20 protein-coding genes and 1 pseudogene are annotated in these 22,737 nt (G+C 66.0%); 11 read left to right on the plus strand and 10 right to left on the minus strand.

The genetic code is table 11. The annotated features are described in order from the left end of the window. The first annotated feature begins 34 nt into the window (after positions 1-34). Positions 35-1,600 (plus strand): MDR family MFS transporter, encoded by a 1,566-nt coding sequence (locus AJAP_RS27955; protein ID WP_038516824.1) that lies wholly within the window; start codon positions 35-37, stop codon positions 1,598-1,600. 98 nt (positions 1,601-1,698) lie between these two features. Here AJAP_RS27955 and AJAP_RS27960 read toward each other — a convergent pair whose 3' ends face one another. Continuing rightward, positions 1,699-1,950, minus strand: a complete 252-nt coding sequence (locus AJAP_RS27960; RefSeq protein WP_016332571.1) for a WhiB family transcriptional regulator — start codon at positions 1,948-1,950, stop codon at positions 1,699-1,701. Between the two features lie 178 nt (positions 1,951-2,128). Between AJAP_RS27960 and shbA the strand changes: the two genes are divergently transcribed. Beyond that, complete coding sequence (gene shbA, locus AJAP_RS45245; protein WP_084098363.1) at positions 2,129-3,304, plus strand: RNA polymerase sigma factor ShbA; 1,176 nt, start codon at positions 2,129-2,131, stop codon at positions 3,302-3,304. Positions 3,305-3,370: 66 nt separating this feature from the next. Here the strand turns inward: shbA and AJAP_RS27970 are convergent, their stop codons facing one another. Next, positions 3,371-3,943, minus strand: a complete 573-nt coding sequence (locus AJAP_RS27970) for a hypothetical protein (protein ID WP_051972614.1) — start codon at positions 3,941-3,943, stop codon at positions 3,371-3,373. Positions 3,944-4,163: 220 nt separating this feature from the next. Here AJAP_RS27970 and AJAP_RS27975 point away from each other — a divergent pair, with 220 nt between their 5' ends. Next, entirely contained in the window at positions 4,164-4,442 is a 279-nt protein-coding gene (locus AJAP_RS27975; protein ID WP_038516826.1) for a DUF3892 domain-containing protein, read from the plus strand. A 317-nt stretch (positions 4,443-4,759) separates the two neighbouring features. After that, entirely contained in the window at positions 4,760-6,367 is a 1,608-nt protein-coding gene (locus AJAP_RS27980; protein WP_038516828.1) for a TROVE domain-containing protein, read from the plus strand. 73 nt (positions 6,368-6,440) lie between these two features. Here AJAP_RS27980 and AJAP_RS27985 read toward each other — a convergent pair whose 3' ends face one another. From AJAP_RS27985 to AJAP_RS43160, 3 genes are all read right to left on the minus strand, one after another. Further along, positions 6,441-7,514, minus strand: coding sequence for a class I SAM-dependent methyltransferase (locus tag AJAP_RS27985; protein ID WP_202965550.1), 1,074 nt, complete (start codon positions 7,512-7,514; stop codon positions 6,441-6,443). Between the two features lie 545 nt (positions 7,515-8,059). Beyond that, a complete protein-coding gene (locus AJAP_RS44880) occupies positions 8,060-8,755 on the minus strand; it encodes a DUF3558 domain-containing protein (protein ID WP_228694601.1) in 696 nt (231 codons plus the stop codon). Positions 8,756-10,461: 1,706 nt separating this feature from the next. Then, on the minus strand, positions 10,462-10,635 hold the full coding sequence (locus AJAP_RS43160) for a tyrosine-type recombinase/integrase (protein WP_084098365.1): 174 nt from the start codon (positions 10,633-10,635) through the stop codon (positions 10,462-10,464). A gap of 24 nt (positions 10,636-10,659) precedes the next feature. On the opposite strand from AJAP_RS43160, the pseudogene AJAP_RS43165 reads away from it, so the two are divergent. After that, positions 10,660-11,016 (plus strand): annotated as a pseudogene (locus AJAP_RS43165) (sensor histidine kinase); the annotation flags it as partial. A 772-nt stretch (positions 11,017-11,788) separates the two neighbouring features. On the opposite strand, the gene AJAP_RS28005 reads toward AJAP_RS43165, so the two are convergent. The 4 genes from AJAP_RS28005 to AJAP_RS28020 form a co-directional block, all read right to left on the minus strand. Further along, the gene (locus AJAP_RS28005; RefSeq protein WP_038516831.1) at positions 11,789-12,844 is read right to left on the minus strand and encodes a fatty acid desaturase family protein; all 1,056 of its coding nucleotides are present in this window, start codon (positions 12,842-12,844) and stop codon (positions 11,789-11,791) included. Then, a complete protein-coding gene (locus tag AJAP_RS28010; RefSeq protein ID WP_038516833.1) occupies positions 12,841-13,533 on the minus strand; it encodes an AI-2E family transporter in 693 nt (230 codons plus the stop codon). Before AJAP_RS28010 ends, AJAP_RS28005 begins: the two co-directional genes overlap by 4 nt. A gap of 275 nt (positions 13,534-13,808) precedes the next feature. Beyond that, on the minus strand, positions 13,809-14,174 hold the full coding sequence (locus AJAP_RS28015) for a hypothetical protein (protein WP_038516835.1): 366 nt from the start codon (positions 14,172-14,174) through the stop codon (positions 13,809-13,811). Between the two features lie 65 nt (positions 14,175-14,239). Then, positions 14,240-14,533: a GlsB/YeaQ/YmgE family stress response membrane protein gene (locus AJAP_RS28020; RefSeq protein ID WP_051972616.1), complete on the minus strand. Its 294-nt coding sequence runs from the start codon at positions 14,531-14,533 to the stop codon at positions 14,240-14,242. 531 nt (positions 14,534-15,064) lie between these two features. Between AJAP_RS28020 and AJAP_RS28025 the strand changes: the two genes are divergently transcribed. The 4 genes from AJAP_RS28025 to AJAP_RS28040 all read left to right on the plus strand — a co-directional run bounded on the left by AJAP_RS28025 (position 15,065) and on the right by AJAP_RS28040 (position 17,343). Next, on the plus strand, positions 15,065-15,436 hold the full coding sequence (locus AJAP_RS28025) for an STAS domain-containing protein (protein WP_038516837.1): 372 nt from the start codon (positions 15,065-15,067) through the stop codon (positions 15,434-15,436). A gap of 118 nt (positions 15,437-15,554) precedes the next feature. After that, positions 15,555-15,950 (plus strand): ATP-binding protein, encoded by a 396-nt coding sequence (locus AJAP_RS28030; RefSeq protein WP_038516839.1) that lies wholly within the window; start codon positions 15,555-15,557, stop codon positions 15,948-15,950. A gap of 145 nt (positions 15,951-16,095) precedes the next feature. Next, positions 16,096-16,851 carry a GAF and ANTAR domain-containing protein gene (locus AJAP_RS28035; protein ID WP_051972617.1) on the plus strand — a complete coding sequence of 252 codons (756 nt, stop codon included), beginning with the start codon at positions 16,096-16,098 and terminating at the stop codon, positions 16,849-16,851. A gap of 36 nt (positions 16,852-16,887) precedes the next feature. Continuing rightward, entirely contained in the window at positions 16,888-17,343 is a 456-nt protein-coding gene (locus AJAP_RS28040; protein ID WP_148311585.1) for a hypothetical protein, read from the plus strand. 197 nt (positions 17,344-17,540) lie between these two features. On the opposite strand, the gene AJAP_RS44155 is transcribed toward AJAP_RS28040, so the two are convergent. Next, positions 17,541-17,891, minus strand: coding sequence for an STAS domain-containing protein (locus AJAP_RS44155; RefSeq protein ID WP_038516842.1), 351 nt, complete (start codon positions 17,889-17,891; stop codon positions 17,541-17,543). A 476-nt stretch (positions 17,892-18,367) separates the two neighbouring features. On the opposite strand from AJAP_RS44155, the gene AJAP_RS28050 reads away from it, so the two are divergent. Next, positions 18,368-19,417, plus strand: coding sequence for a hypothetical protein (locus tag AJAP_RS28050; RefSeq protein WP_051972619.1), 1,050 nt, complete (start codon positions 18,368-18,370; stop codon positions 19,415-19,417). Further along, on the plus strand, positions 19,407-22,577 hold the full coding sequence (locus tag AJAP_RS42595) for an MASE1 domain-containing protein (RefSeq protein ID WP_084098369.1): 3,171 nt from the start codon (positions 19,407-19,409) through the stop codon (positions 22,575-22,577). The genes AJAP_RS28050 and AJAP_RS42595 overlap by 11 nt, the downstream gene beginning before the upstream one ends. Positions 22,578-22,737: the final 160 nt, after the last annotated feature.

Here is a 22,737-nt window from a genome sequence, read left to right on the forward strand (position 1 = left end):
GCCCGGCACCACAGGAACACGAAGGGGGACCACCATGTCCGTATCCACGACCGAACCACGAGAACCGGAGGCCCCGGCGGGCTCGATGGGCCGCAAACAGGTCCTCGAAGCGATGTCGGGGCTGATGATGGGCATGTTCGTCGCCATCCTCGCCTCGACGGTGGTCGCGAACGCGTTGCCGCGGATCGTCTCCGAGCTCGGCGGCTCGCAGGCGTCCTACACCTGGGTGGTCACCACCGAACTGCTCGCGATGACCGCGACGGTGCCGCTCTGGGGCAAGCTTTCCGATCTGTACAACAAGAAGCTGCTGATCCAGCTTTCGCTCGGGTTGTTCGTGGTCGGTTCGCTGGTCGCCGGGTTCGCCGGCAACATCGAGCTCCTGATCGGCAGCCGGGTCGCGCAGGGCATCGGCGCGGGCGGGCTCACCGCGCTCGCGCAGGTGATCATGGCGGCCATCGTCTCGCCGCGTGAACTCGGGAAGTACTCGGGGATCTTCGGTGCCGTGTTCGCCGTCGGGACCATCGCGGGCCCGCTGATCGGCGGGGTCATGGTGGACACGTCGTGGCTCGGCTGGCGCTGGTGCTTCTTCCTCGGGGTCCCGTTCGCGATCGCGGCGATCCTGCTGCTGCAGCGCACCCTGAACCTGCCGACGATCCGGCGTGACGTGAAGGTCGACTACCTCGGCGCGTTCCTGATCATGGCCGGTGTCTCGACGCTGCTGGTCTGGTCTTCGCTGGCCGGGCACCAGTTCGCGTGGGGCTCGTGGTGGACGGTCGGCCTGGTGACCGCGGGCGTGGTCATCCTCGCCCTCGCCGTCTACGTCGAGTCGAAGGTGGCCGAGCCGATCCTGCCGCTGACCCTGTTCCGCAACCACACGGTCACCCTGACCACCCTCGCGAGCTTCCTCGTCGGTGTCGCGATGTTCGGCGGGACGGTGTTCCTGTCGCAGTACTTCCAGCTGTCGCTCGGCAAATCGCCGACGGTGGCCGGATTGCTGAGCCTGCCGATGATCTTCGGCATCCTCGTGTCGTCCACGGTTTCGGGCCAGCTGATCAGCCGGACCGGCCGGTGGAAGAGCCATCTGCTGCTCGGCGCGACGCTGATGACGGCGGGCCTGGCGCTGCTGGGCACGATCGACGCGAAGACGAACCTCGTCGTCCTCGGCGCGTACATGGTGCTGCTGGGCGTCGGCGTCGGCATGCTGATGCAGAACCTCGTGCTGGTGTCGCAGAACGACGTCGACGCGCACGACCTCGGCACGGCGACCTCGACGCTGTCGTTCTTCCGCAGCCTCGGCGGCTCGATCGGCGTGAGCGCCCTGGGCGCGGTGCTCGCGAACCGGGTCCTCGCGCTGATGAGCGAGAAGCTCGGGCCGCTGCCCGGCGGTGGCGAGAGCGGCGCGGTGCCGAACATCGCCACGCTGCCCGAACCGGTCGCGAACGTCGTCCGCGAGGCCTACGGGGAGGCGACCAGCGAGCTGTTCCTCATCAGCGCGCCGATCGCGCTGCTGGTGATCGTCGCCGTCGCCTTCCTCAAGCACAAGCCGCTCAAGACCCAGTCGGGCAACGAGCGGCTGGCCGAGGAGACCGCCGCCGCCTGATCACCACGACAGAGGGGCCCGGTTCGCGGAACCGGGCCCCTCTTTTCGCGCGCACGAAGAACACGGTGGAAATTCGAGGAACGCGATATCGAGTGGTTTCAGGCGGCGTTGCCGACGCGAATCAGGTGGCGCCGTTCACTACCGGTCAGCCCGCCGAAAACGCCATGGGCCAATCCGTTGTCCACGGCGTAGGCCAGACAGGCCGATACGACCGGGCACCGCGCGCAGACGGCCTTCGCCCTGGCCGCCTGACGTGCGCCGGGGCCGGTTTCGGTGACCGGGAAGAACAGTTCGGGATCCTCACCGCGGCAAGCGGCCTCACTCAGGTCTCCCGCCATCCTCATTTCCATTTTCCTATCACCTCCTTTTTTCCGATTTTCCCTTCCCCGTCAAACGACTTCCGGGTATCCGGCCGGGTACGCACCGCAAACATCACCTTGACCGAATCGTTACACTCAGCGGCCCGCTCACTGCACCTGTCCTGTGAGGGCATTCGCGTCAGGCGGCTGAGAGCGGTGAGTGCGGGTGATGGGCCACGACGGGTTCGACGAGTTCTTCCACGCCGAATTTCCGCTGCTCACCGGCTTTCTGTGCAAGGCGGGCTTCGCGCTGGACCCGGCACGCGACGCGGCCGCGGAGGCGATGCTCAACGCCTACGAAGACTGGCAGGGCATCACGCATCCGAAGGCGTGGGTCCGCCGCGTCGGGCATCGGCGGGCGAAGGAGCAGACCGCGGTCCGGGCCGATTGGGCCTCCGCCGACGCCGGCCGGGAGGACAAGCTCACCGCGCTCGCCGACGAGGCGTCGGCCGTCCTGACCATGCTGGGGAGCCTGCCGAAACGCCAGCAACTCGCCATGGCCTGGACGATGGACGGCTACTCGGCGCGGGAGATCGCCGGGGTGCTGGGGATCGCGGACGAGGCGGTCGGGGCGACGCTGCGCCACGCGCGTGGCCGGCTGGCGGAGCACGATCCCGGCTTCGCCGACCGGCTGGCCAGCGCCAACTGCGCCTTCCTCGACGCCCTGCGGATGGGACTCGACGCCGAAGACACCCTCGCCCGGATCAAGAACCGCGCGATGGTCAGGGAACTCGCCCTGGTGGCGCCCGGAACCCCGGCGGACTCGGAACCCGAGCAGGTGACGCCGTCGCAGTGGTACACCCTCGACGAACCCGTCGCGGCCGCCGGGAAGGGTGACAAGCGTGCGCTGAACCATCTGCTGACCACCGTGCGCCCGCTCGTGATCCGGTACTGCCGGTCGCGGATCGGCAGGCAGGAGCGGACGTACGCGTCGGCGGACGACGTCGCGCAGGAGGTCTGCGTGGCGATCCTCCGCGCGCTGCCGACCTATCGGGAACGGGGACGGCCGTTCCTCGCCTTCGTCTACGGCATCGCCCAGCACAAGGTCGCCGACGCCCGCCGGGCCGCCGCGCGCAACCGCACCGAGCCCGTCGCCGAAGTCCCCGACGGGATCTCGGAGTCCGTGGGCCCGGAACAACGGGCGCTGCACAACGAATTGAGCGACCGGATGGGCGAACTGCTGCGGATCCTGCCGGACAAGCAGCGGGAGATCGTCGTGCTGCGGATCGTCGTGGGCCTGTCGGCGGAGGAGACCGCCGGTGTGGTCGGTTCGACGGCCGGCGCCGTGCGGGTGGCTCAGCACCGCGCTTTGACGCGTTTGCGGAAGATCCTCGCCGAGGAATGAACGTGCCAGCGGGTGCCGGGCTCGTGAGTGGCAAGGACGGTTAGAACCGTCCTTGCCACTCACGAGTCAGGGGCGGCAGCGTTCCGCGGTCGCGGCGGCCGTCTTCAGCTCCGGAGCGCCCAAGACGGCCGCGACCGGGTCGAGCGCGCCGTGCGTGTCCTTCTGGGCGGCGATGAGCCCGTCGACCGCGCGGCCCTGCGCGGCGGTGTCGTTCTTCCCCGCCTCGTCCAGACCCTCCTTCGCTTTCACGGTCTTGTCGCGCGCCGAGGTGTACTTCGCGAGGAACTCCTGCTTCGCCGCGTCTCCGGCCGGAACCGGAGCGGCGGGCAGCGCGCCGAGGCCGTCGACCGTCTTGGTCAGAATCGCCGCGTAGTGCCCGAGCTGGTCGCTCGTGCTCTTCTTGATGGCCTCCACGGTCTCACCACTCGCCGACGGCATCTTGTTGTTGCCGTCGATGAAGTCCTTGACCACGCCGCAGAAGCCGTTCATCCAGGCCACCGCCGCGGCCGGATCCGCCGCCGACGGCGAGGGCGCCGCCTGCGGGGCCGCCTCCGGTGCCGGGTCCGGCGCGCAGCCGGCCAAGACCGCCACGGCCAGGGCGATTCCCGCCAGGGCCGATCTCTTGTGGGCAGCGCACATGTCCGTTTCCCCTCTCCGCCGTCCGGTGTTCCCGCCGGCGTGAGGACGGTGACATGGCGAAACGCGCGCGGTCTGCGTCATCTGACTCAGAACGACGCCCCGCGCTCGAACTCGTAACGTTCGAAGCACGGCGACCGGACGGCGTAACGGGGTGCGGGCAGGTGGCGAGTACCGCTTTACCCCTGTTCGCTCGAGGGCATCCAGCCGAAGAGGTAGCACCATGGCCATCAAGATCATCGCAGCGCGGCTCGAAGGTGGGAAGTTCCACGAAAGCATCACGAAACTGCGCTGGATCAACCCCGGCAGCGGCGAGACCGGCGAGAGTTTCGTTTCGGCGATCGTGGCGTGGCTCGAGGACGACGACGGGAAGGCCTACGTGGACGAGGGGATCCACCGGGTGGCCGTGGAGATCATCAAGCCGACCTTCGGCCCGAAATTCCTCCGCACGCGCGCGGACGGGATCTGGAAGAACAACCTGCTGGAGCTTCCCCGCTTCTGAGGCGGGCCGGCTAATTCCGGAGACGTGGGCACGAGCACTCTGTTAGCTTGAGCGAGCACTCCCGGTGCGCAGGTAACGGTTACTTCCTCATCCGAACGGCACCGTCACCGACAATTTCTCGGGAGCCATGATTTCGGATGTGCCCGGTGCGCAGGCGACGGTTACTTCGATTACCCAAGGGTTGCGGGTTCGAGCCCCGCCCGGCGGTCATCCCGCCGGTAGCTCAATCGGTAGAGCATTGGACAGCCACCGTCACCGACTTTTTCTCGGGCCTCATCCGGAATCGCAGCTCCCCTCGAACGAGACGAGGGTCGAGGGTGTCGAAGTTCAACACCACTGGTACACGGCCGGCGACGAGCTCACCGATCGTCGGCGAGCGGAGCCCCGGCGGCGTCACCCACGAAGGCGGAGACGGCTACGCGCGGGACACCAAGTCCGAACTGTTCCTGCTCGCCGTCACCAACATGGTCGGCGAGAACACCTTCTACGAGACCGGCGACAAGCGCGACACGCGGTTCGCCGACCTCGTCCGGGAGACTGCGCTCGCCGACCCGGAGTGGACCGCGCGGTTCCTCCGCTGGCTCCGCACGGAGGCGAACATGCGGACCGCCGCGATCGTCGGCGCCGCCGAATACGTCCACGCGCGGCTCGCCGGTGACCCGTCGCCTGTCGCCCCCATCGCGAACCGTGCCGTCGTCGACTCCGTGCTCCAGCGCGCCGACGAACCCGGTGAACTGCTCGCCTACTGGACTTCCCTGTACGGCAAGAAGATCCCGAAGCCGGTCAAGCGTGGCATCGCCGACGCGGCCGTCCGGCTCTTCACCGAGAAGTCGTTCCTCAAGTGGGACTCCGCCGCGCGCGCTTTCCGGTTCGCCGACGTCCTCGGCCTGGCCCACCCGGACCCGAAGGACCCGGTGCAGGACGCCCTGTTCAAGCACATCGTCGACGTCCGGTTCAACCCCGGCCGCGAGATCCCCGCCGAACTGGAAGTCCTCGGCGCCCGCGCGGACCTCATGGCGTGGGACAAGGAGAAGCGGCGCGATCTCTTCAGCCGGCCCGACACCGCACGGTCCGCCCTTCGGCGGGCGGGCATGACGTGGGAGTCCCTGGCCGGCTGGCTCCAGGGCCCGATGGACGCGCGCGCTTGGGAAGCCGTGATCCCTTCCATGGGCTACATGGCGCTGCTGCGGAACCTCCGGAACTTCGACGAGGCAGGCGTGTCCGACGAGGTCGCCGAGGGCGTCGCGGCACGGCTGGCCGATCCGGAGCAGGTCGCGAATTCGCGGCAGTTCCCGATGAGGTTCCTCTCCGCGTATCGGGCGGCGCCGTCGCTTCGCTGGTCGTACACGCTGGAAAAGGCGATCGCCGAGTCGCTGGCGAACGTGCCGCGGCTCGCCGGGAGGACACTGATCCTCGTCGACACGTCGGGTTCGATGAACGCGGGTTTCAGCAAGGACGGCACGCTGATGCGCTGGGACGCGGCCGCGATCTTCGGGATCGCACTCGGCGCCCGCTGCGAGACGGCGGACGTCGTGTCGTTCTCGAACGGCTACTACGGCGGCACCGGTTCCAAGGCTTTCGACGTGCCCCGAGGCGAGTCACTGCTGTGCGGGCTCGACCGGTGGAAGAACGGCGGCTACTTCATCGGCGCGGGCACCGACACCGTCGGCGCGATCCAACGTCACCTGCGTCCGGGTCACCACGACCGGGTGGTGATCCTGACCGACGAGCAGCACTCGTCCGGCAACGTCGACCAGACCGTGCCGCAGGACACGGCGTTGTACACGTGGAACCTCGCGGGTTACGAGCGGGGCCACTCGACGTCCGGGCGCGGAAACCGGCACACCTTCGGCGGCCTCACGGACGCCGCTTTCACGATGGTCCCGCTCCTCGAAGCGGGACGGAACGCCGACTGGCCGTTCTGACGAGGTCGGGGCGCGCGGCCACGTCGCGAAAGCCACTTTCGGGACGTCAGACGTCGCGAAAGTGGCTTTCGCGTCACTGATGGCCGGCGACTTTTCGCAGCCAGATGTTTCCGCCGGGATTGTTCGCCATCATCGGAATCCGTTCCTCCAGCAGTCGCCGGTGGTGTATCCACATGTACTGCTGGAACCAGCAGATCTCGAAACGGTCGTTGTACATCAGGAACGCCCGTAGCAGGTAGTCCTCCTGCCACGCCCGCCCTTCGGTCAGCCAGGTCATCGGGTACTCGAAGGGGAAGAACACATCGTGGAGATGGATCCAGACGCCGTCGGGCAGCCGCGGCAGCACCTCGAAGAACAGGTAGTTGACGTCCGAGCCTGCCTTGACGACGTGGGTCGAGTCGATGAACAGCACGTCCCCGGCCTCGAGTGCCTGGAACGTCTCGACCGGGACGTCCTGCACGGGCTTGCCCAGTATCCGGACGCGTTCGCCGTCTCCGGGCCGCAACAGGCTCTCCAGCAGCTGCGGGTTCGGCTCGACACAGGTCAGCTCGGTGTCATCGAGCCAGCCGTCGATCGTGTCGAGCGTCATCGCCGTCGAGTAGCCGGAGCCGACCTCGATGACCCGGCGGGGCCGGAGGTGACGCAGCATCGTGTGCAGTGTGATCGCGTCCGCCCACGAGTACTCCGGGTTGTCGAAGAAGTAGCGGTGGCGCTCGTTCGGTTCCGCGGTGAACGGCAGGTCCGCCGCCAGGTCGGCGAGTTCGCCGAACAGGGCTATCTGGTCGGCTTCCCGTAGGTCGACGGCCTCGGGACGGGCATCGACGTCGAAGAGCGCGGCAGCACGCCGATCGATCTCCTCCTTGGCGGGGAAGGGCGAGTAGAAATGTCCCGGCGGCACCCAGGTGCGATACCGGTCTTCGAACGCCTGCTTCGCGCGCAGCAAGTCTTCGTGCCGGGACCGCAGGTTCTCGTGCTCGACCGTGAGCAGGCGGTGGCTCTCGTCCAGCGCCGCGTTCCGCTCTGCCCATTCCGAGGCACGCAGAACCATGTCGTCGTAAGACTTGCGGGACACCGCCCACCGCTTGACGATCCTTCGAAGCCGCCGTTCCAGCGAGCCGGACCACGAGTCCGGCGAAGTCAGCGCCATGCACGCGAGACTAGCAAGGCCGGACGAGCTCGATGTCGATCAATGCCTCGCTGTGACTTCGCGGCCGACGGGCGGGCGGCCAGCCGTCTGTGGTCGGGAGCAACGCCGACCACGGCGTGTCGGCGTCGAAGACGTGCCAGATGCGGCGGCCGCCAGCTCGGCCTGGACGACATCGCACAGCGTCTCCAGCCGGAACCGGCGATCCGAATCAACCTCAGGGAATTCTTCCGTCATGCCGCCACCTTCGCAGGCGCCCCCGACAAGTCCGGTGACTTCTCGCCGGGATTGGGATGCAGTGAAACGGGATATCAAACCCATCTCGAAGAGAAATGGGGCGAAATATCGGGCGATGATTCGGCTGTGGCATAACGTCTGGGATTTTTCGACCGAGCAGGCCGCGCCCGATGGACGATCTACTGAAAGCCCGCACTGAACCCTCCTTCGCCATCACGTTCGGTGACCGCAGGTGGAGGAGTTCGATGTCGGAATTCTCGATAAGGCGGAAGAGCACCGCCATGTTGCACCCAACCGCGGCTGGATGATGCTTAGCCGCGGTTGCGTTCGTGTGCCCTGGTCAGCACGCTCGACATTCTCGAGACCTCTTCGTCGGAGCCGGTCAGGTTCGGCGCGACGAGCTGGACGGACGTAAATCTCCCTCCAATGCAGGTTTGTCCGTTGATGGCTTTGGGGTTCGCCCGAGTGGGAATCAGATTCACGGTGCGGGAGCTGCCTGCCGGTAGTCCTTGAACCTCCAGCAGCGTGGAGAACAGCTCACAGGCACGATCCGGCGCGATCTCCTTGCCAGACGCGATCAAGTCGCGAGCCGCCTCCAGTTTGCGAGCCGTCTCCGGATCGTCGAGCAGTCCCGACTTCTTCACCTGCTCTATTGCTGCGGGCAATTGCGTCGCCCACTTTTCTGCTGACGTACCGATCACCTGGACGCGACCCCCGGCAGGCGTCTCCCAGTGACACGCGGGCAATCCGCCGACAGCCAAAGACTTCGGATCGGACACCTCTCCGGTGAGCATCGACAGCTCAGCCGATGTGAGAAGTTCACACAAAGCGTCCGGAGTGGGCGTCTTGGTAGCCGGGTCAGCGGACGACGGGGCCACGCCCTCGGCGACCTTGCCTTGCGGCGCCGAACCAGACTTGTCCGACGAACACCCGACTAGCCACAGCATTGCCGACGCGGCGACAAACACCGCGATTCGACCGGCTCTCAGATAGCCGAGGCGCTCCACGTTTGGCATCTTGCACTCATCTCCCCCAGGCAAAGTGAACAGAGGCTACCAGGACTGCGGTTGCGAACAGACTGGGAGCGTGCCGGCGACACGCGAAGAGGACGATAAGCCTCGGTGCCGTCTTCGCCCCGCCGGCCGGTTCCGTGCTCCTAAAACACACCGCCAGAATCAAGCTGGGAGTGAGCGTGCTCTTCATGAACACCGGAAGCTTGTCCAGCCGTGGAAGCTAAAGAACTCCGGACCTGCCGAGCCCCACCGCAGCGGTTGTGACGAAGAAGCAGAAAGGCTGCTACACCACCAACCGGCTCCGCAGAGCATTTCTCCTGCTATCGGCACACCGGAGCAAACGGAGCCCAATCGCGATTGACGCCAAGGCGAAATTACTGCCGAAGGACTAAACTCCCCGGAGGTGGGCAACGATTTCGACGTGGTGGGCCGGGTCGGGCTCGAACCGACGGCCAAGGGATTATGAGACCGCAGATCCGACATGTCAGCCAGTGTCGTCAGATGCTAAATATTGCCGTTTTTCGCAGGTCAACGCCAGTTTGAGCCCGGGCCAGGTGCCACTGCGTGTCGGCCTGTATCGGGCTCTACGTGGGCAACGGAGCCCAATCGGAGACGACGTGCCCGTCCATTCGGCAGCACGTTTGCTGCCAGCAGGACCACCATGCCCTCCGTTCACCGGCGCGGCCTCCTCCCGCACTCCCGGAATCGCCACCCACCCCCAAATGATCAAGACACTCCCGTCATCCTGCACCGCGACCTCCACCGCCCAAATGAAGGAGGACTTCATGGCTGGCAACGTCTCCACCGCTTCCGCGCCATTATGGCCTTCAATACCATGGCACCGCCGCCGATTTCGGGTCGATCGCCTCTTTGGCAAGCGGATCATCCCCGCGCATGCGGGGAGCACTCCCAGGTTCCGCCAGGGTCTGCTTGTACGGCGGATCATCCCCGCACCTGCGGGGAGCACCTTCGATGCGCTTGCGCTGTCGATTTCCGGGCGCGGATCATCCCCGCGCCTGCGGGGAGCACTCCGTTGTCCGATGCGATCGGCACAACGGTGTCGGATCATCCCCGCGCCTGCGGGGAGCACACTTGCTGACCTGGGATGATAGCGCGCCCTCAGACCAATCTGCTTCGGTTTACATGCGACAATCCGGAGGTAGGCGCCTTCCAAGAGCCCCGCGAACCACAACCCTGGAGCACAACATCCGGTAGTACCAATGCTCCACTATGTCGGACCGCATCAACAAGACCGCAGCTCGCTCCAGCCGACCAGCAGAGTCTCGAACATCACAGGCCAGCGCCTGCTTAGACCTGACTGACTGAGGCGTGCGTCAGAAGCTCGAGTCTCGTTGGACGATCCCCCGCGCGACGGTGAGCAGGCCCACACCGAGCCGCGATCGCATCATCGGGTCACACAAGCGGGCGGAGCAGATCTCGCATACTGACCAACCGCTGCCCCCGGGACACCGGCCTCGACCGTCCCCGTGGTCACCACCTCGCCGGTCGTGGTCCCGATGTCGCCCTCCGTCGTGCCGCGAAGCACGTCGAACTCAGCGAACGTGCCGACCACCCGGCCCGCAGCGTCGACCACGGGCAACCCAGCGAAACCGTGTTCGACGAGAAGCGCGAGCGGATGTCGCGGAACGTCATTGGCCACTCCGGCACTGGTCCTTGTTTCAAGTGTTCCTATAGCCGGATCAGGCGGTGTGGCGGTTGTGTCGTTGGTCGCGCGGGACGATGGCGGCGACGGCTTCGGCGGTGTCGCGGGCGAGTTCGGGCAGGACGTGGGCGTAGGTGTCTGCGGTGACCGCGATGGAGGAGTGGCCGAGCAACTCTTGCACGACTTTGAGGTCCGCTCCGGCGGCGATCATGAGGGTGGCCGCGCCGTGGCGTAGGTGGTGCTCGCCGACATTACGCCGCAGGCGCTGCGCAGACGGCTCGCCCACGGCAACATCTACGCCGCTCAGAAGGTCGACGCCGCGCTCGCCAACTACTTCTGAGTCGGCAATCTCACGGCCTTACGAGAGCTGGCTCGGCAGCGGGTGGCCGCCCAGGTAGACGTAACGTTGCAGCGCTATCGCAGCGAGCGATCACCGGTACCTGTGAAGCTCGGGAAAGGTGTTCCCCGCGATCACCGGCGGGCCGAGAGCAAGCCCCTGCTCCGCGGGGCCCGATGCATCGCGCTGCGCGCCGGTACCGAGCTGCTGGAGTTATACGTCATGCGCGGCGACAGACAAGCCGATGCTCCCCCGAATACGACGCCAGCCCGGTGAACCGAAGTTCACTGGGCCGGCATGATCGCGAGACTCAGACCACCGGAATCGTTGAGGTCAGCAATGCCGTCGATGTTCCGTAGTGAACGTAAAGCCCGCCAGTGGAACCGATCTCCGTCACGCTGGTCCACGTTCCGTCCGTGCTGGACTTTCCAGGGCCTGGCTTCACCGACACCAGAACTAGCAGCGGCGGCAGAACTTTGCTGTCCAGCCCTAATCTCGTCGTTTAGACTTGCGCGAGCGAATTGCCGCGCCCAGCAGGGCGCCGATCGCGGCACCGATCAGGGGAACCCCGATCGAAGGAGCCTGGTTGACCCAGAAGACGACTCCTGTTCCGCACAGCAGTATCAAGAAGATGTAGCCCGCGCTATTCTTTGACATTTTCGTCCAATCTGCGGCCCGGGCAGCTCAGTCTGTTGGCCAGTTGTACTTGTCGAAGGGATCATAGGTCGAGTCGTTGGGATTGTTGCAGCGATAGGTTGTGGCGAGGCCGACTCCGCCACCTGCCACACCACTGCCCCAAAGGCCTAAGGGAGACGCGAGGAGACCGACTCCGACGCTGAGTGCCGCGCTGGCGTAGTCGCAGAAACCGAGCGAATATCCACCGCCGCCTGCGCCGCCTCCGCCGCGCCGACGTGGTGAGTAGTGCATGCGCCGTATCACGACGCGATGGTTGCGCGCGTACCGGGACGATCGATGGTAGCCGCGCTGGCCGGCGCGGCATCACCGAGAAGGACGAGAAGCCGGTCGGTCATGGCAAGGCTAGGCGGAAGATCTTGCGGATGACCGAGCCGAGTTGTTTCGACAGGGAGCCGGTGTTGTAGGGCAGGCCGTGCTTCTCGCAGATCTGCCGCACCTCGGCCGCGATCCGCGGGTAGCGGCGGGAGGGGATGTCGGGGAACAGGTGGTGCTCGATCTGGTGGCTGAGGTTGCCGGACAGCAGGTGAAACAGCGGGCTTCCGGTGATGTTCGCGGAGCCGAGCATCTGACGCAGATACCACTGCCCCTTGCTCTCGTTTTCGCTCTCCTCTTCTGGGAACACCTCGGCTCCGTCGGGGAAATGACCACAGAAGATGATCGAAAACGCCCACAGGTTGCGGATCAGATTCGCGCAGACGTTCGCCGCCAGGGTGACCGGGAACAGCGGACCGGTCAGCGCCGGGAAGATCAGATAGTCCTTGCCCGCCTGTCCGCCCACTTTGCGCAGCATCGGGCCGAGCAACGGGCGGATCTCCGCCCATGACCGCCGTCCTTGCACGATCCGGTCCGCTTCGAGGTCGTGCAGCATGATCCCGTACTCGAAGAACACCGCCTGCGCCGCCGCGTAGAGCGGATTGCCGAGGTAGTACGGATTCCACTTCTGATCTTCGGTGATCCGGATGATGCCGTAACCGACGTCGCGATCCTTGTCGAGGATGTTGGTGTAGGTGTGGTGCATGAAATTGTGTGAACGGCGCCACTGGCCACTCGGGCAGACCATGTCCCATTCGAAGGTCCGCGAGTTCAGCGTCGGATCCTTCATCCAGTCGTACTGACCATGCAGGACGTTGTGCCCGATCTCCATGTTGTCCAAGATCTTCGACAACGCCAGCGCGCCCACACCGGCGATCCACGCCGGCGGGAACCAGCCCGCGAACAGCAGCACCCGGCCCGACACCTCACTGAGCCGTTGCACCGCGACGACCCGGCGAATGTAATCGGCGTCGTCCGCGCCGAGATCCGCCACCACACGCTGTCGCAGCGAATCCAGCTCCTTGCCGATGAGCTCTATCTGGCTCTGGTCGAGCCGGCGGGTCGTCGTGGTCATGGGGCGTCTCCTTGCCGTGGTTCGGGTTCCCGGTCGAGACCGGGTTCAGGCGGGCCGGACTCCGCGGGTCTGCTCGCCAGCAGGGGCACGGCCAGCAACGCCCCGGCGATGCCACCGACGAGCAGCCCGGTCGCGATGGCCGGCACCAGCGCGATCAAGACCGCGACCGTGCCCGCCACCACCGAGCCGATGATCGGCACGAACGCGCCGAGGAACACCAGCGCCGACAAGGGCACGGCCAACGGAACACCCAGTACGGCCATGCCGATACCGATGCCGACCGCGATCGTCGCGCGCACATAGTTGACGAGCGCGGCCAGGCTCCGCCTCCAGGCGACGTCGGCCCTGGTCCGCGTCCGGCCGGGTACCGCACGCAGCAGGAACGCCCAGATTCCAGGTCCGTGCGCGAGAAGGAAGATCAAGACGAACAACACGAGCAGCGCCTGCGCCAGCACTCCACCGACTGTCGCCGCCGTGCTCAGCGCCCCGGAGGTCAAGCCGGTCCGGGAATTCGTCAGCGTGGTCACCAGGTCGTTGACCGAATCCCGGAGTTGTGCGGCGCTGAGATGGAGCGGGCCGGTGGTGAGCATCGCGGCCAGCAGCAAGGCGATCGCCACCGGCACGACCACCGCGGCCAGATAGCCGGCGACCAGACTGAGCAGGTACAGGGTCGCGCCGACGACGAGCAAGCCACCACCCGGACTCCGCAGTCACCCGCAAAAGGCGCGGGACCACCAGCCGGGCATCGTCGGGAACGTTCGGCTCGTGCCGGGAGTCGGCCATGGGCAGGCCTCTCGTGCGCTGCGGACGGCTCGTCGGCTCATTCGGTCGTCACTGTGACGACACCGAACGGGCGCCGCCGGGTCCGGAGCGGTCCTTCAGAACATCGGGCGATGACCGTCCCGCTCCTGAAAGCAACGATGTGCTGTATCGACGTTAGCCCCCTTTACTCCGGAACGCAGGGTCAGTACGACTCCCCTGGCCGGGGCAGGGCGAACCGGCGGATCAGCATCGTGGCCAGTGACCCGATGCCCAGCCACACGATCGCGGCGAGACCGCTGTTGAGCAGCACTCGGAACTTCGCATCGGCCGGGGTGAACATGTCGTCGAACCCCAGCGAAACACCGGCGGCGAACCCTCGGACGAACTCGGCCACCCCGTTCGCGGGGTTGGCCTCACCGAAAACCAGCACGATCCACGCCACGAGCGCCGCCGCGAACAGTCCACAAAGGACTCTGATGAGGGTGCAGGCAACCGACACCGTCCTCCGGCGGCTCCACCGCCGCCGATCGCGCTCCGCGCTGTCGGTGAACGGCTCCAGCTCCGCCATGATCCTCGTTCCCCGCCTCTCGGAACGCGACGCCTGGCGCCATCGCCATCCCGCCGCCGGGCCGGTCATCGGCGCACCCGCCAGCGAGGCTTGGGCCTGAGGAGTCCTCCGCTGATCGCGTGATGGATCATCAGGAGCAGCACCGATCCCACGATGGCGGTGGCCCAGGTTGTGAGGTCGAAGAACCCCTGTGCGGCATCGATCCCGAGGTAGGCCGCGGCGATCCAGCCACCGAGGACGGCCCCGGTGACTCCGACGAGAATCGAGACGACGAGGACCTGCTTCGTTCGACGACGCGACACCGACCTGGCGATGACGCCGGCTACGAGGCCGAGCACGATCCAGGCGAGAATGCCCATGACGACTCCTTGGCGAAACAACGGCTCGAGCCTGAGACGCCAAGGTCCGGGGCGAAACCCGATACACCACGATCCGTTCCGCCCGGTTCCGGACGACCGATCGGGTGACACGTACCAGCGTAGACCCTGATCTCGGTGCCGGGCCCACCGATGCGAGACCGGTACCTCCGGCAGAGCAGCCGATCTGGAGAGGCCTCTTTTATTCTCAGTACGCGGTAGACTGTCGGGGACAGCGCCGGAGTGCCCAGACACCGCCCTCACGACGATCGCCCGTCAACCGGTCGTATCTGTCCCTCAGCCCGTGCGCCTGTCACTTCCGTGCGGCGAGCTTCAGCGACGGCCGGCCAGTCTGGAGCCAGGATCGTGAAACTCATAACGCTCGATCTTCGCCGGTCGCGTCGTCCACGACCAGATCGCACGGCGCTCGGCGCGACTCCGCAGAACAGGACGGACCTCGGACTCGTTCGCGCGGTCATCGAGGTCCCCGCCGGCGGACAGCAGCCTCCCGCGCTTTGTTCCCCTCCTCTGTCCGTGACAGCGGAACAACTCGGCCGGACACTGGTGCTCATCGTGGACGGCGACCTGGACCTGCACACCGCACCCGCGGCACGCCAGGCGATCGAGGCGGCGTTGAGCCGTCGGCCGCGACGGCTGATCGTGGACTTGACTCACGTCCAATTCCTGAACTCCGCCGGGTTGGAGGTCCTCCTGGCCGCCCATCGGAAAGCCGCCCCGCACACCGATTTCCGGCTGGTCGCCACCACGCGCACCGTCTTTCGGCCACTGCAGATCACCGGGCTGCACGAACAACTGATCATCCACGGTTCACGCTCGGCAGCCATCGCCACATCGGCCGGGACCGACGACGACTCGCCAGCCAGACGACCCCGGCCCGGCCACTAGCTCGAATCGACACGGTCATGACCAGCACCAAGCAAACTTCGCCATCACCTCCGTACACCGCCGGACCGCCACCAGAGCGCGCCGGCACCGCGAACCGAGCAACCAAGGAACAGCCGCCATGCCCGCGAGATCCTCCGTCTTCTCACGCGAAGTCCTCGCCGTGGCGGCCGAAGCCCGCGTTCTCCGCGAGCTCGTGCTGGCGTGGCTCACGGTGCGCGGCTTCGGCACCGACCGGGCCGAGGACGCCAGGCTCGTCGCCAACGAAGCGATGGAAAACGTGATCCAGCACGCGTATCCCGCCGGAATCGACGGAACGATGTCCTTGACCATGACCGCCGACGAACACACCGTCACCGTGGTCGTCGCCGACACAGGGCGGGGATTCGCCGACGACAGCCGGATCGGTGACGGACATGGCCTGCGCCTGATGTTCACGCTTTCCCCCGGAACCGTCATCACCACAGGCCCGGTCGGCACGACGGTACGGTCGGCCTGGCCATGGGCACCGCTCTGACCTGTCACGACGACCGTTCGGCGGCTGCCGGGCCCATGGTCAGGGAGGAAGATGAGGTCTTGGCAGGTCCGCCGCGCCACCGCGAAGTGCTGTGCGCCAAACGCTTCGTCGAGGTCGAACCCACGAACGTTTGGGAGCGCCACGCATGACCGACATTCCGGACGACGGAAACACCGCGCGCCGCCCACGCGAGCGCCGAATATCCCGGACCTTCATCAGGCTGGCCGACACCCAGGTCTCGGCCTTCGACCTCGCCGACTCTCTCAACGGCCTGGCCGAGCAGTGCGTCGAACTCCTCGCCGTGCCGGCTGCTGGGGTTCTCCTGCTCGACCCGCACGGAAATCTGGCGGCCGCGGCGCCATCCGCGCAGCGTGAGAAGCTGATGGCACTGTTCAGTACGGGAGCGGACAGCGGATTCTGGGCCGACATCCTCCAGAGCGGGACGGCGGTCCACTGCGCCGAACTCCACAGCGAGCCGGCACGCTGGCCGTCGTTCACCACCGCGGCCGGGAAATGCGGGTTCACAGCCCTCCACGCCCTGCCCATGCGGCTGCGTGAGCGGACCATCGGCGTCTTGATACTGCTCAGCAGCGAACCCGGCGGCGCGGACAGCGATGATCTCGCCCTCGCGCAGGCCTTGGCCGACATCGCCACCATCGGCATCCTGCAACACCGCGCGATCGAAACCGGCGACCGGCTCAACCAACAACTGCAGACCGCCCTGACCAGCCGCGTCGTGATCGAACAGGCCAAGGGAGTCCTCTCCCACCACGGGTCCCTCTCCATGGACGAAGCGTTCCGGCGCCTGCGTCGCTACACGCGATCCCACAACCGTCTCCTGACCGACCTGGCGGGCTCCGTCGCCGACGGCACAGCGGACCTCGACGCGATCCTCGCCTGAGCGACCCGAACCACCAGTCATCTGTACCTGCACCGCGTGCAGACGAATAGCTCGAGAGGTAATGCCCACCCCGAGGCCGTCGTGTTTCTCACCGATGAGTGCTTCACCCGCGAGGAAGCGCTCGTCCACTGGTCAGAAACACAGCCGTGGAACACATTCCGGCTCTCGATGACGAAACTCCTGCCCCTCACACCCCATATCGCCGTCATCACCTACCGCGTGGTCGCCACGCGCGATCGCGTGCTCGAACCCTACCGAGCACGGTGCACCAGCGTTCACCCTCTCCGCGAGGACATCTGGAAGCTGCCCTTCCGCGAACAGATCGCCCTGCCTCCGCTCCTGTGGCGACTCGCCGTCCCGTCTCCCCGACAGCAACCCGTACGGCGGGACCCCGCCCAGCACGTCACCACGCCGGCAATGACGTACGCGAAGACAGCCACCGACTCGCCTTCCGTAGCAGCCTTCGTCATGGACGTGGCCCGTGAGGCGTAGACGAGGATCGCGTCGATGCCGGCGGGCCCGGCAGCGACCTCGCGTGCCACGTCCGGCGACTCCGCCCTGGTATCGATCGCCAGCCCTCTGCGCCAGAAGTGCCGGGGAGATGGCTGCGGAATGTCTCCGTAGTCTCGAGGTTCGTGGAAGTATGGGCACGCGAACTGTCCAGACCCGCCCGGCCCTCGGAGGGCGGGTCAAGACTCAGCGATGGGCAACAGGCCCGATAGTCCAGTGCGCTGCAACAGCCGACGAATGGTGGTCGAGGGCAGAAACCTAACGGCTATTCGGTCGGCGCCACAGCGAGTAGTGAGACCGACGAGAACCGACAGACCGCTGGTATCGCAGAAGTCCACGCCGTTCAGATCGACCACCAGGCTGCGCGGGGCCGGGTCGAGTGCCTGACAAAATTCCGTATCGAGGAACTCGCTCGTCATGAAATCGATCTCGCCGCAGACGGTGATCATCATGTTTCCTGGACCTGCGTTGGTTGTCGTCACCGACAATGGTTCCAGAATGGGGTCGTCGTTTCCGCCTGACACGATCATCCTCTCCTCTAGGGCGACTGCTCGCTCTGAGAATTGTCGCAACAGCAACGGATTTCCGCCGACATCCCTATCCGAACATGCTCTCGTAGTAGATGCCGCGGCACGGGGAACGGGCTCCTCCCTTACCCGAGGGTTCAGCCGGTCATCGCGCCGAGGCCGAGCGGAGCGGCGTCCGTCCCAGCACGAGTTCGCCGGGTCCCCGCGTTGCCCGCCAAGCAGATCGCGTAGTTGATTGGCCACCAACCTCCCCGACGGAACCAGGTCTCTTTCTCGCGCCATGGTTCCGCGAGGTACCGGGCCGCGAGTTGGTCAGCCTCGGCGCCAGGCCACCGGGACCGGGCACGTCCGGTCCGTTTCGAACCAGAGGCGGACATATCCCAGCCGCCTCGCAAATCCGTGGGTCTTTCTCCTCTATTTGTGGTCAAAGTCGATCTTTATCGTTAAAGAGGCTCACTGGTTCCACGAGGAGGTCGTATATGCCCGGCAACGACGACTCCATACGGCCGACATACGAGCGCCTCGGATCATCGGTGACGAGTTCGGGACTCATCGCTGTTACGCGTCTCGAGCTCGCCGTACGCGAACTGCGTGATCTCGACTATCGCTTCGGCGGCGGGCACAACCCGGAAACGCTGGCCGCGCTCCTGGCTTGGGGTGATCAGCTTCTCGCCGGGGGGATACCGTCGTCGCAGAACGCCGCGTACACCGTTCTCGGTGATCTGCACAATTTGGCTGGCTGGACAGCGTTCGACACCGGTCAGGTCAACGCCGCGATCTACCACTTCGTCCACGCCGGAGAGCTTGCCCGCGAAGGTTCCGATGTCGATCTCGAAGCCAATATCCACTACCGCATCGGCAGACTTCACCTTCATCACGGCGCACCGACGTTGGCCTTGGAGGCTTTCGGCCGCGGGCTCGGGATCGTCGATATCAGCCATTCTCCGCTGACAGCGAGCATTCTGTACGCCAATCTCGCGTGGGCACACGCGACGATGCGGGCCGTCGATCCGGCACTGACCTGCTTGGGGGCCGCCCAGGACCATTGGGCCAGAACCGATCATGAGAGTCTCCCCGGCTGGGCGAGTTTCTTCGGCGAGAATGATCTGAACGCGATGACCGGTGTCATCTATACCGAGCTGTCGCGAAATATCGACCGTCGATTTTCGTCGTTCGCGATCCCCGCCCTCGAGGACGCGTGCAGCGGCTATCGCGCGGATATGGCGCGCAGCAATGTCTTCGTCCTGATCGCCTTGGCGGACAACATGCTCCTCGAAGGTGATTTAGGAGGCGCTGTCGCGCAGGCGGACAGGGCGATGGAGCTCGCGAACGGAGTCGACTCGAGCCGGATCGTCGACCGCCTGGCACCGCTGCGGACCGACGTCCTTCGCCGTCAATCCCGTACCCCGTGCAATGACCTGCGTGACGTCTCCCAACGGATGACGGTCTTCGCCCATCGTCGGTCGGCCCGGCGTAAGGCCTTGAAGTCCCGCGTCGCGGGCTCCATCGGCGGTCCGTGTGAGGACTAGCGGCCACAACGCCATCGGGAGCCGTCGGACTGCACAGGGCGCGGCACGCTGGGTCGCCCTGGTCGCAGGTGTTGCCTGCGCCTACTTCCTCACCGCACGGCTGGGTCTGGGGCTCGCGTTGGTCCGTGGCCAGGTGACGCCGTTGTGGCCGCCTACCGGGATCGCGCTGGCAAGCCTGCTGATCTTCGGCAGGTCGATGTGGCCCGGGATCCTGCTCGGTTCTTTCGCCGTGAACATCCTGCTCGGCCCCTCCACGCCGGCGGTGATCGGTATCGCCATCGGTGCGACCGCGGCGCCGCTGCTCGCGGCCACGGTGCTGGCGAAGAGCGGCTTCGACCCGGCTCTGCGGCGTTTGCGTGATGTCAACGCACTGGTCTTGCTGGGCGCGTTCGGCGGCATGCTGGTGAGCGCCACGGTCGGTAGCGCGCTTCTGCTGATGACGGGAGCGGTGTCGTCCTCGGAGTTCTGGCTCACTTGGTCGGTGTGGTGGACAGGCGATGCCATGGGAGTGCTCGTCGTCACACCGGTCTTCCTGGCGTTCCGCGCGTTCTGGCGTCACCCCGCCCTGACGATCGCGTCCGCCAAACGGGTCGAAGCCGCCGCGCTGATCGTCGGCACCGTCGTTTTGTCGCTCGGAGTGGCGCGTGGCGTCGTTCCCCTGCCGTTGGTGTTCTTCCCCACCCTGATCTGGAGCGCCTGGCGGTTCGGGCTCGTCGTCGTCGCGCCCAGCACTTTGATCGTGTCGATCGGCACCACGGCCGCCGCCGCGGCAGGGCTTCCCCCTTTCGCGGGCCTGACGGTGTTCACGCAGATGCTGGTCCTTCAAGTGATCAACGGGTCCATGGCGCTGTCGGCCCTGCTGTTGGCCGTCGCGGCCGCCGAACGTCGGCAAGCACTCGACGCCGCCACCCAGGCACGCTCCGAGCTCGAGCTTCGAGTGCGTGACCGCACAGCCGCGCTCGCGAGCACCGTCACCCGGCTCGAACGCAGCGAGTCGCTGCTCAGCGAGGCTCAGCGGGTCGGTCACGTCGGCAGCTGGGAACGTGACCTGACCAGCGGAGTCATCGTGTGGAGCGACGAGATGTTCCGCCTCTACGGGCTACCACCGGGGACGACTATCACCTACACGAAGTTCCTTGACCATGTACATCCCGACGACCGGGCGGCGGTCACCGCGTCGAATGAGCGAGCGTTGCGCGACCATCAGCCTGTCGAAATGGACCACCGGATCATCTGGCCGGATGGGACCGTGCACTGGCTGCATCGGCGGGGACGGATCGTGCTCGACGAGCATGGCGAGGCCGTGAAGATGGTCGGCATCGCCCAAGACGTGACCGCTGGCAAGATCGCCGAAGAGACGTTGAGCCGGAGCCAGCAACGCACGAGAATTCTTCTCGACGCGGTCACCGACGCCATCGTCGGCGTGGACCTGTCCGGGCGGATACAGCTCGTCAACGACCGCACGCAGGAACTCTTCGGCCACCTCGAGCATGATCTTCTCGGCCGGCCAGTCGAAACTCTGATACCCGAACGTTTCCGGGCCGACCACGAACGCTACCGACGCGACTACCAGGAGAACCCCGAAGTCAGGACCATGGGCGCGGGTCTCGAACTGCACGGGCTCAGAGCAGACGGCTCGGAATTTCCCGCCGAGGTCGCGTTACGACCGCTGAAGATCGCTCACAACAACAAGGAACAGACCCTGATCGTCGCCGCCATTCGCGACATCACCGACCGCAGACGGGCCGAGATCGCCAACCGCGAACTCCAAGAAGCACGCGATCGACGACGTCAGGCGCTGGAGATCAACGACAACGTCGTCCAAGGCCTGACAGCATCGATCTACGCCCTCGACTGCGACGATCACGCGCGGGCCGCCCGCACGCTGCGCAGCACTCTCGGTACCGCACGACAGATGATGCGTGATCTGCTCACCGAGAACAGAGAAATCAAACCCGGCGACCTCGTGCGCGCCGCGCCGGCATCGCTGCCGCCGATCAGACAGCCCCGTGACAGTCTCGTACCCACGGCAGACGGGAAAAGGGGCGGGGCGAGGCTCGCGATAGCGGACGACAGCCCCGACGTGCGGCTGGCTCTGCGCGCACTCCTGGAGACCTTGTCAGGCGTCGAGATCGTGGGCGAGGCGGCTGACGGCGCGGAAGCCGTCCGGCTGGCGGAGAACACCCAACCAGACGCGATGCTGCTCGACCTCGCCATGCCCGTCATGGACGGATTGGAAGCACTCCCCCTCGTCCGATCCGCCTCGCCGGCCACCAAGATCATCGTCATGACCGGATACGGTCGAGAGCACATCGCGAAACAAGCTCTCAACCTCGGTGCCGCGGCGTTCGTCGAGAAGGGAGGCTCCAGCCAGTCGTTCGCATCGATCATCACCAGCCTCCTCACCGGTGTCGTCAGCTCTTCCAGCGGCTTCACGGATGACGACGAAGTCGGAGACGCGACAAGGCCGATCGGCCGGGCCGGGGACCACCAGGCCGAACTCATCGCGATCATCGTGCACGAGCTCCGTAATCCCATCACGGCGCTGGGCAGCATCACCCACCTGTTGATGGAACGACACGATCAGCTCCCATCAGCGACAGTGCGGGAACTGTTGACCTCGATGACCCGGAGCCTCCGCCAGATCGACCGGCTTCTGCGTACCTTCACCGACCTCGGCACCATGGGCGCCGGGAACCTCGAGCTGCTGCTCGAGCCGACCGATATCGGCGACCTCGTCTACGCCGTGCTCAGCGAACACAGCGAACTGACCAAGCACCATCCGGTGCACGTCGACCTCGCCGCGGCGGTATCCGCCGGAATCGACCCGTTCAGAATACGCCAAGTGATATCGAATCTTCTCTCCAATGCCGTCAAATTCAGCGAACCCGGATCACCGATCACCATCCGAGTCGCCACCGCCCTTGACGGCGTGGAGATAGCCGTCACCGACAAGGGAACCGGAATCCCCGCCGACAAACGCGACCGGCTCTTCGGCAAGTTCGAGCGGCTGGGAAGCACCGTCAGCGGGGTCGGCATCGGCCTGCACATCTCCCGCGAGATAGCGAGAGCACACGGCGGCGACATCATCCTCGCCGATTCAGGGCCGGAAGGAAGCACCTTCGTCCTGAAGCTGCCGGACCTGCTCGCCATCGAATGAGCGAACGAGCCGGCGGCATCGAGAGCCCTCGCCGGCAACACCGCAGCTCCACGTGAGTGCTCAACGAGGACGGAACGCTATTTTCTTTCGGCGCGGAGATCGTCCATTCGCAGCACACCGTTGACCACCGTCGCGTCGATCTCGCTGTCTCACGACAGTG

Origin of the sequence: Amycolatopsis japonica (assembly GCF_000732925.1) — a bacterium.
GTDB classification, from domain to species: domain Bacteria; phylum Actinomycetota; class Actinomycetes; order Mycobacteriales; family Pseudonocardiaceae; genus Amycolatopsis; species Amycolatopsis japonica.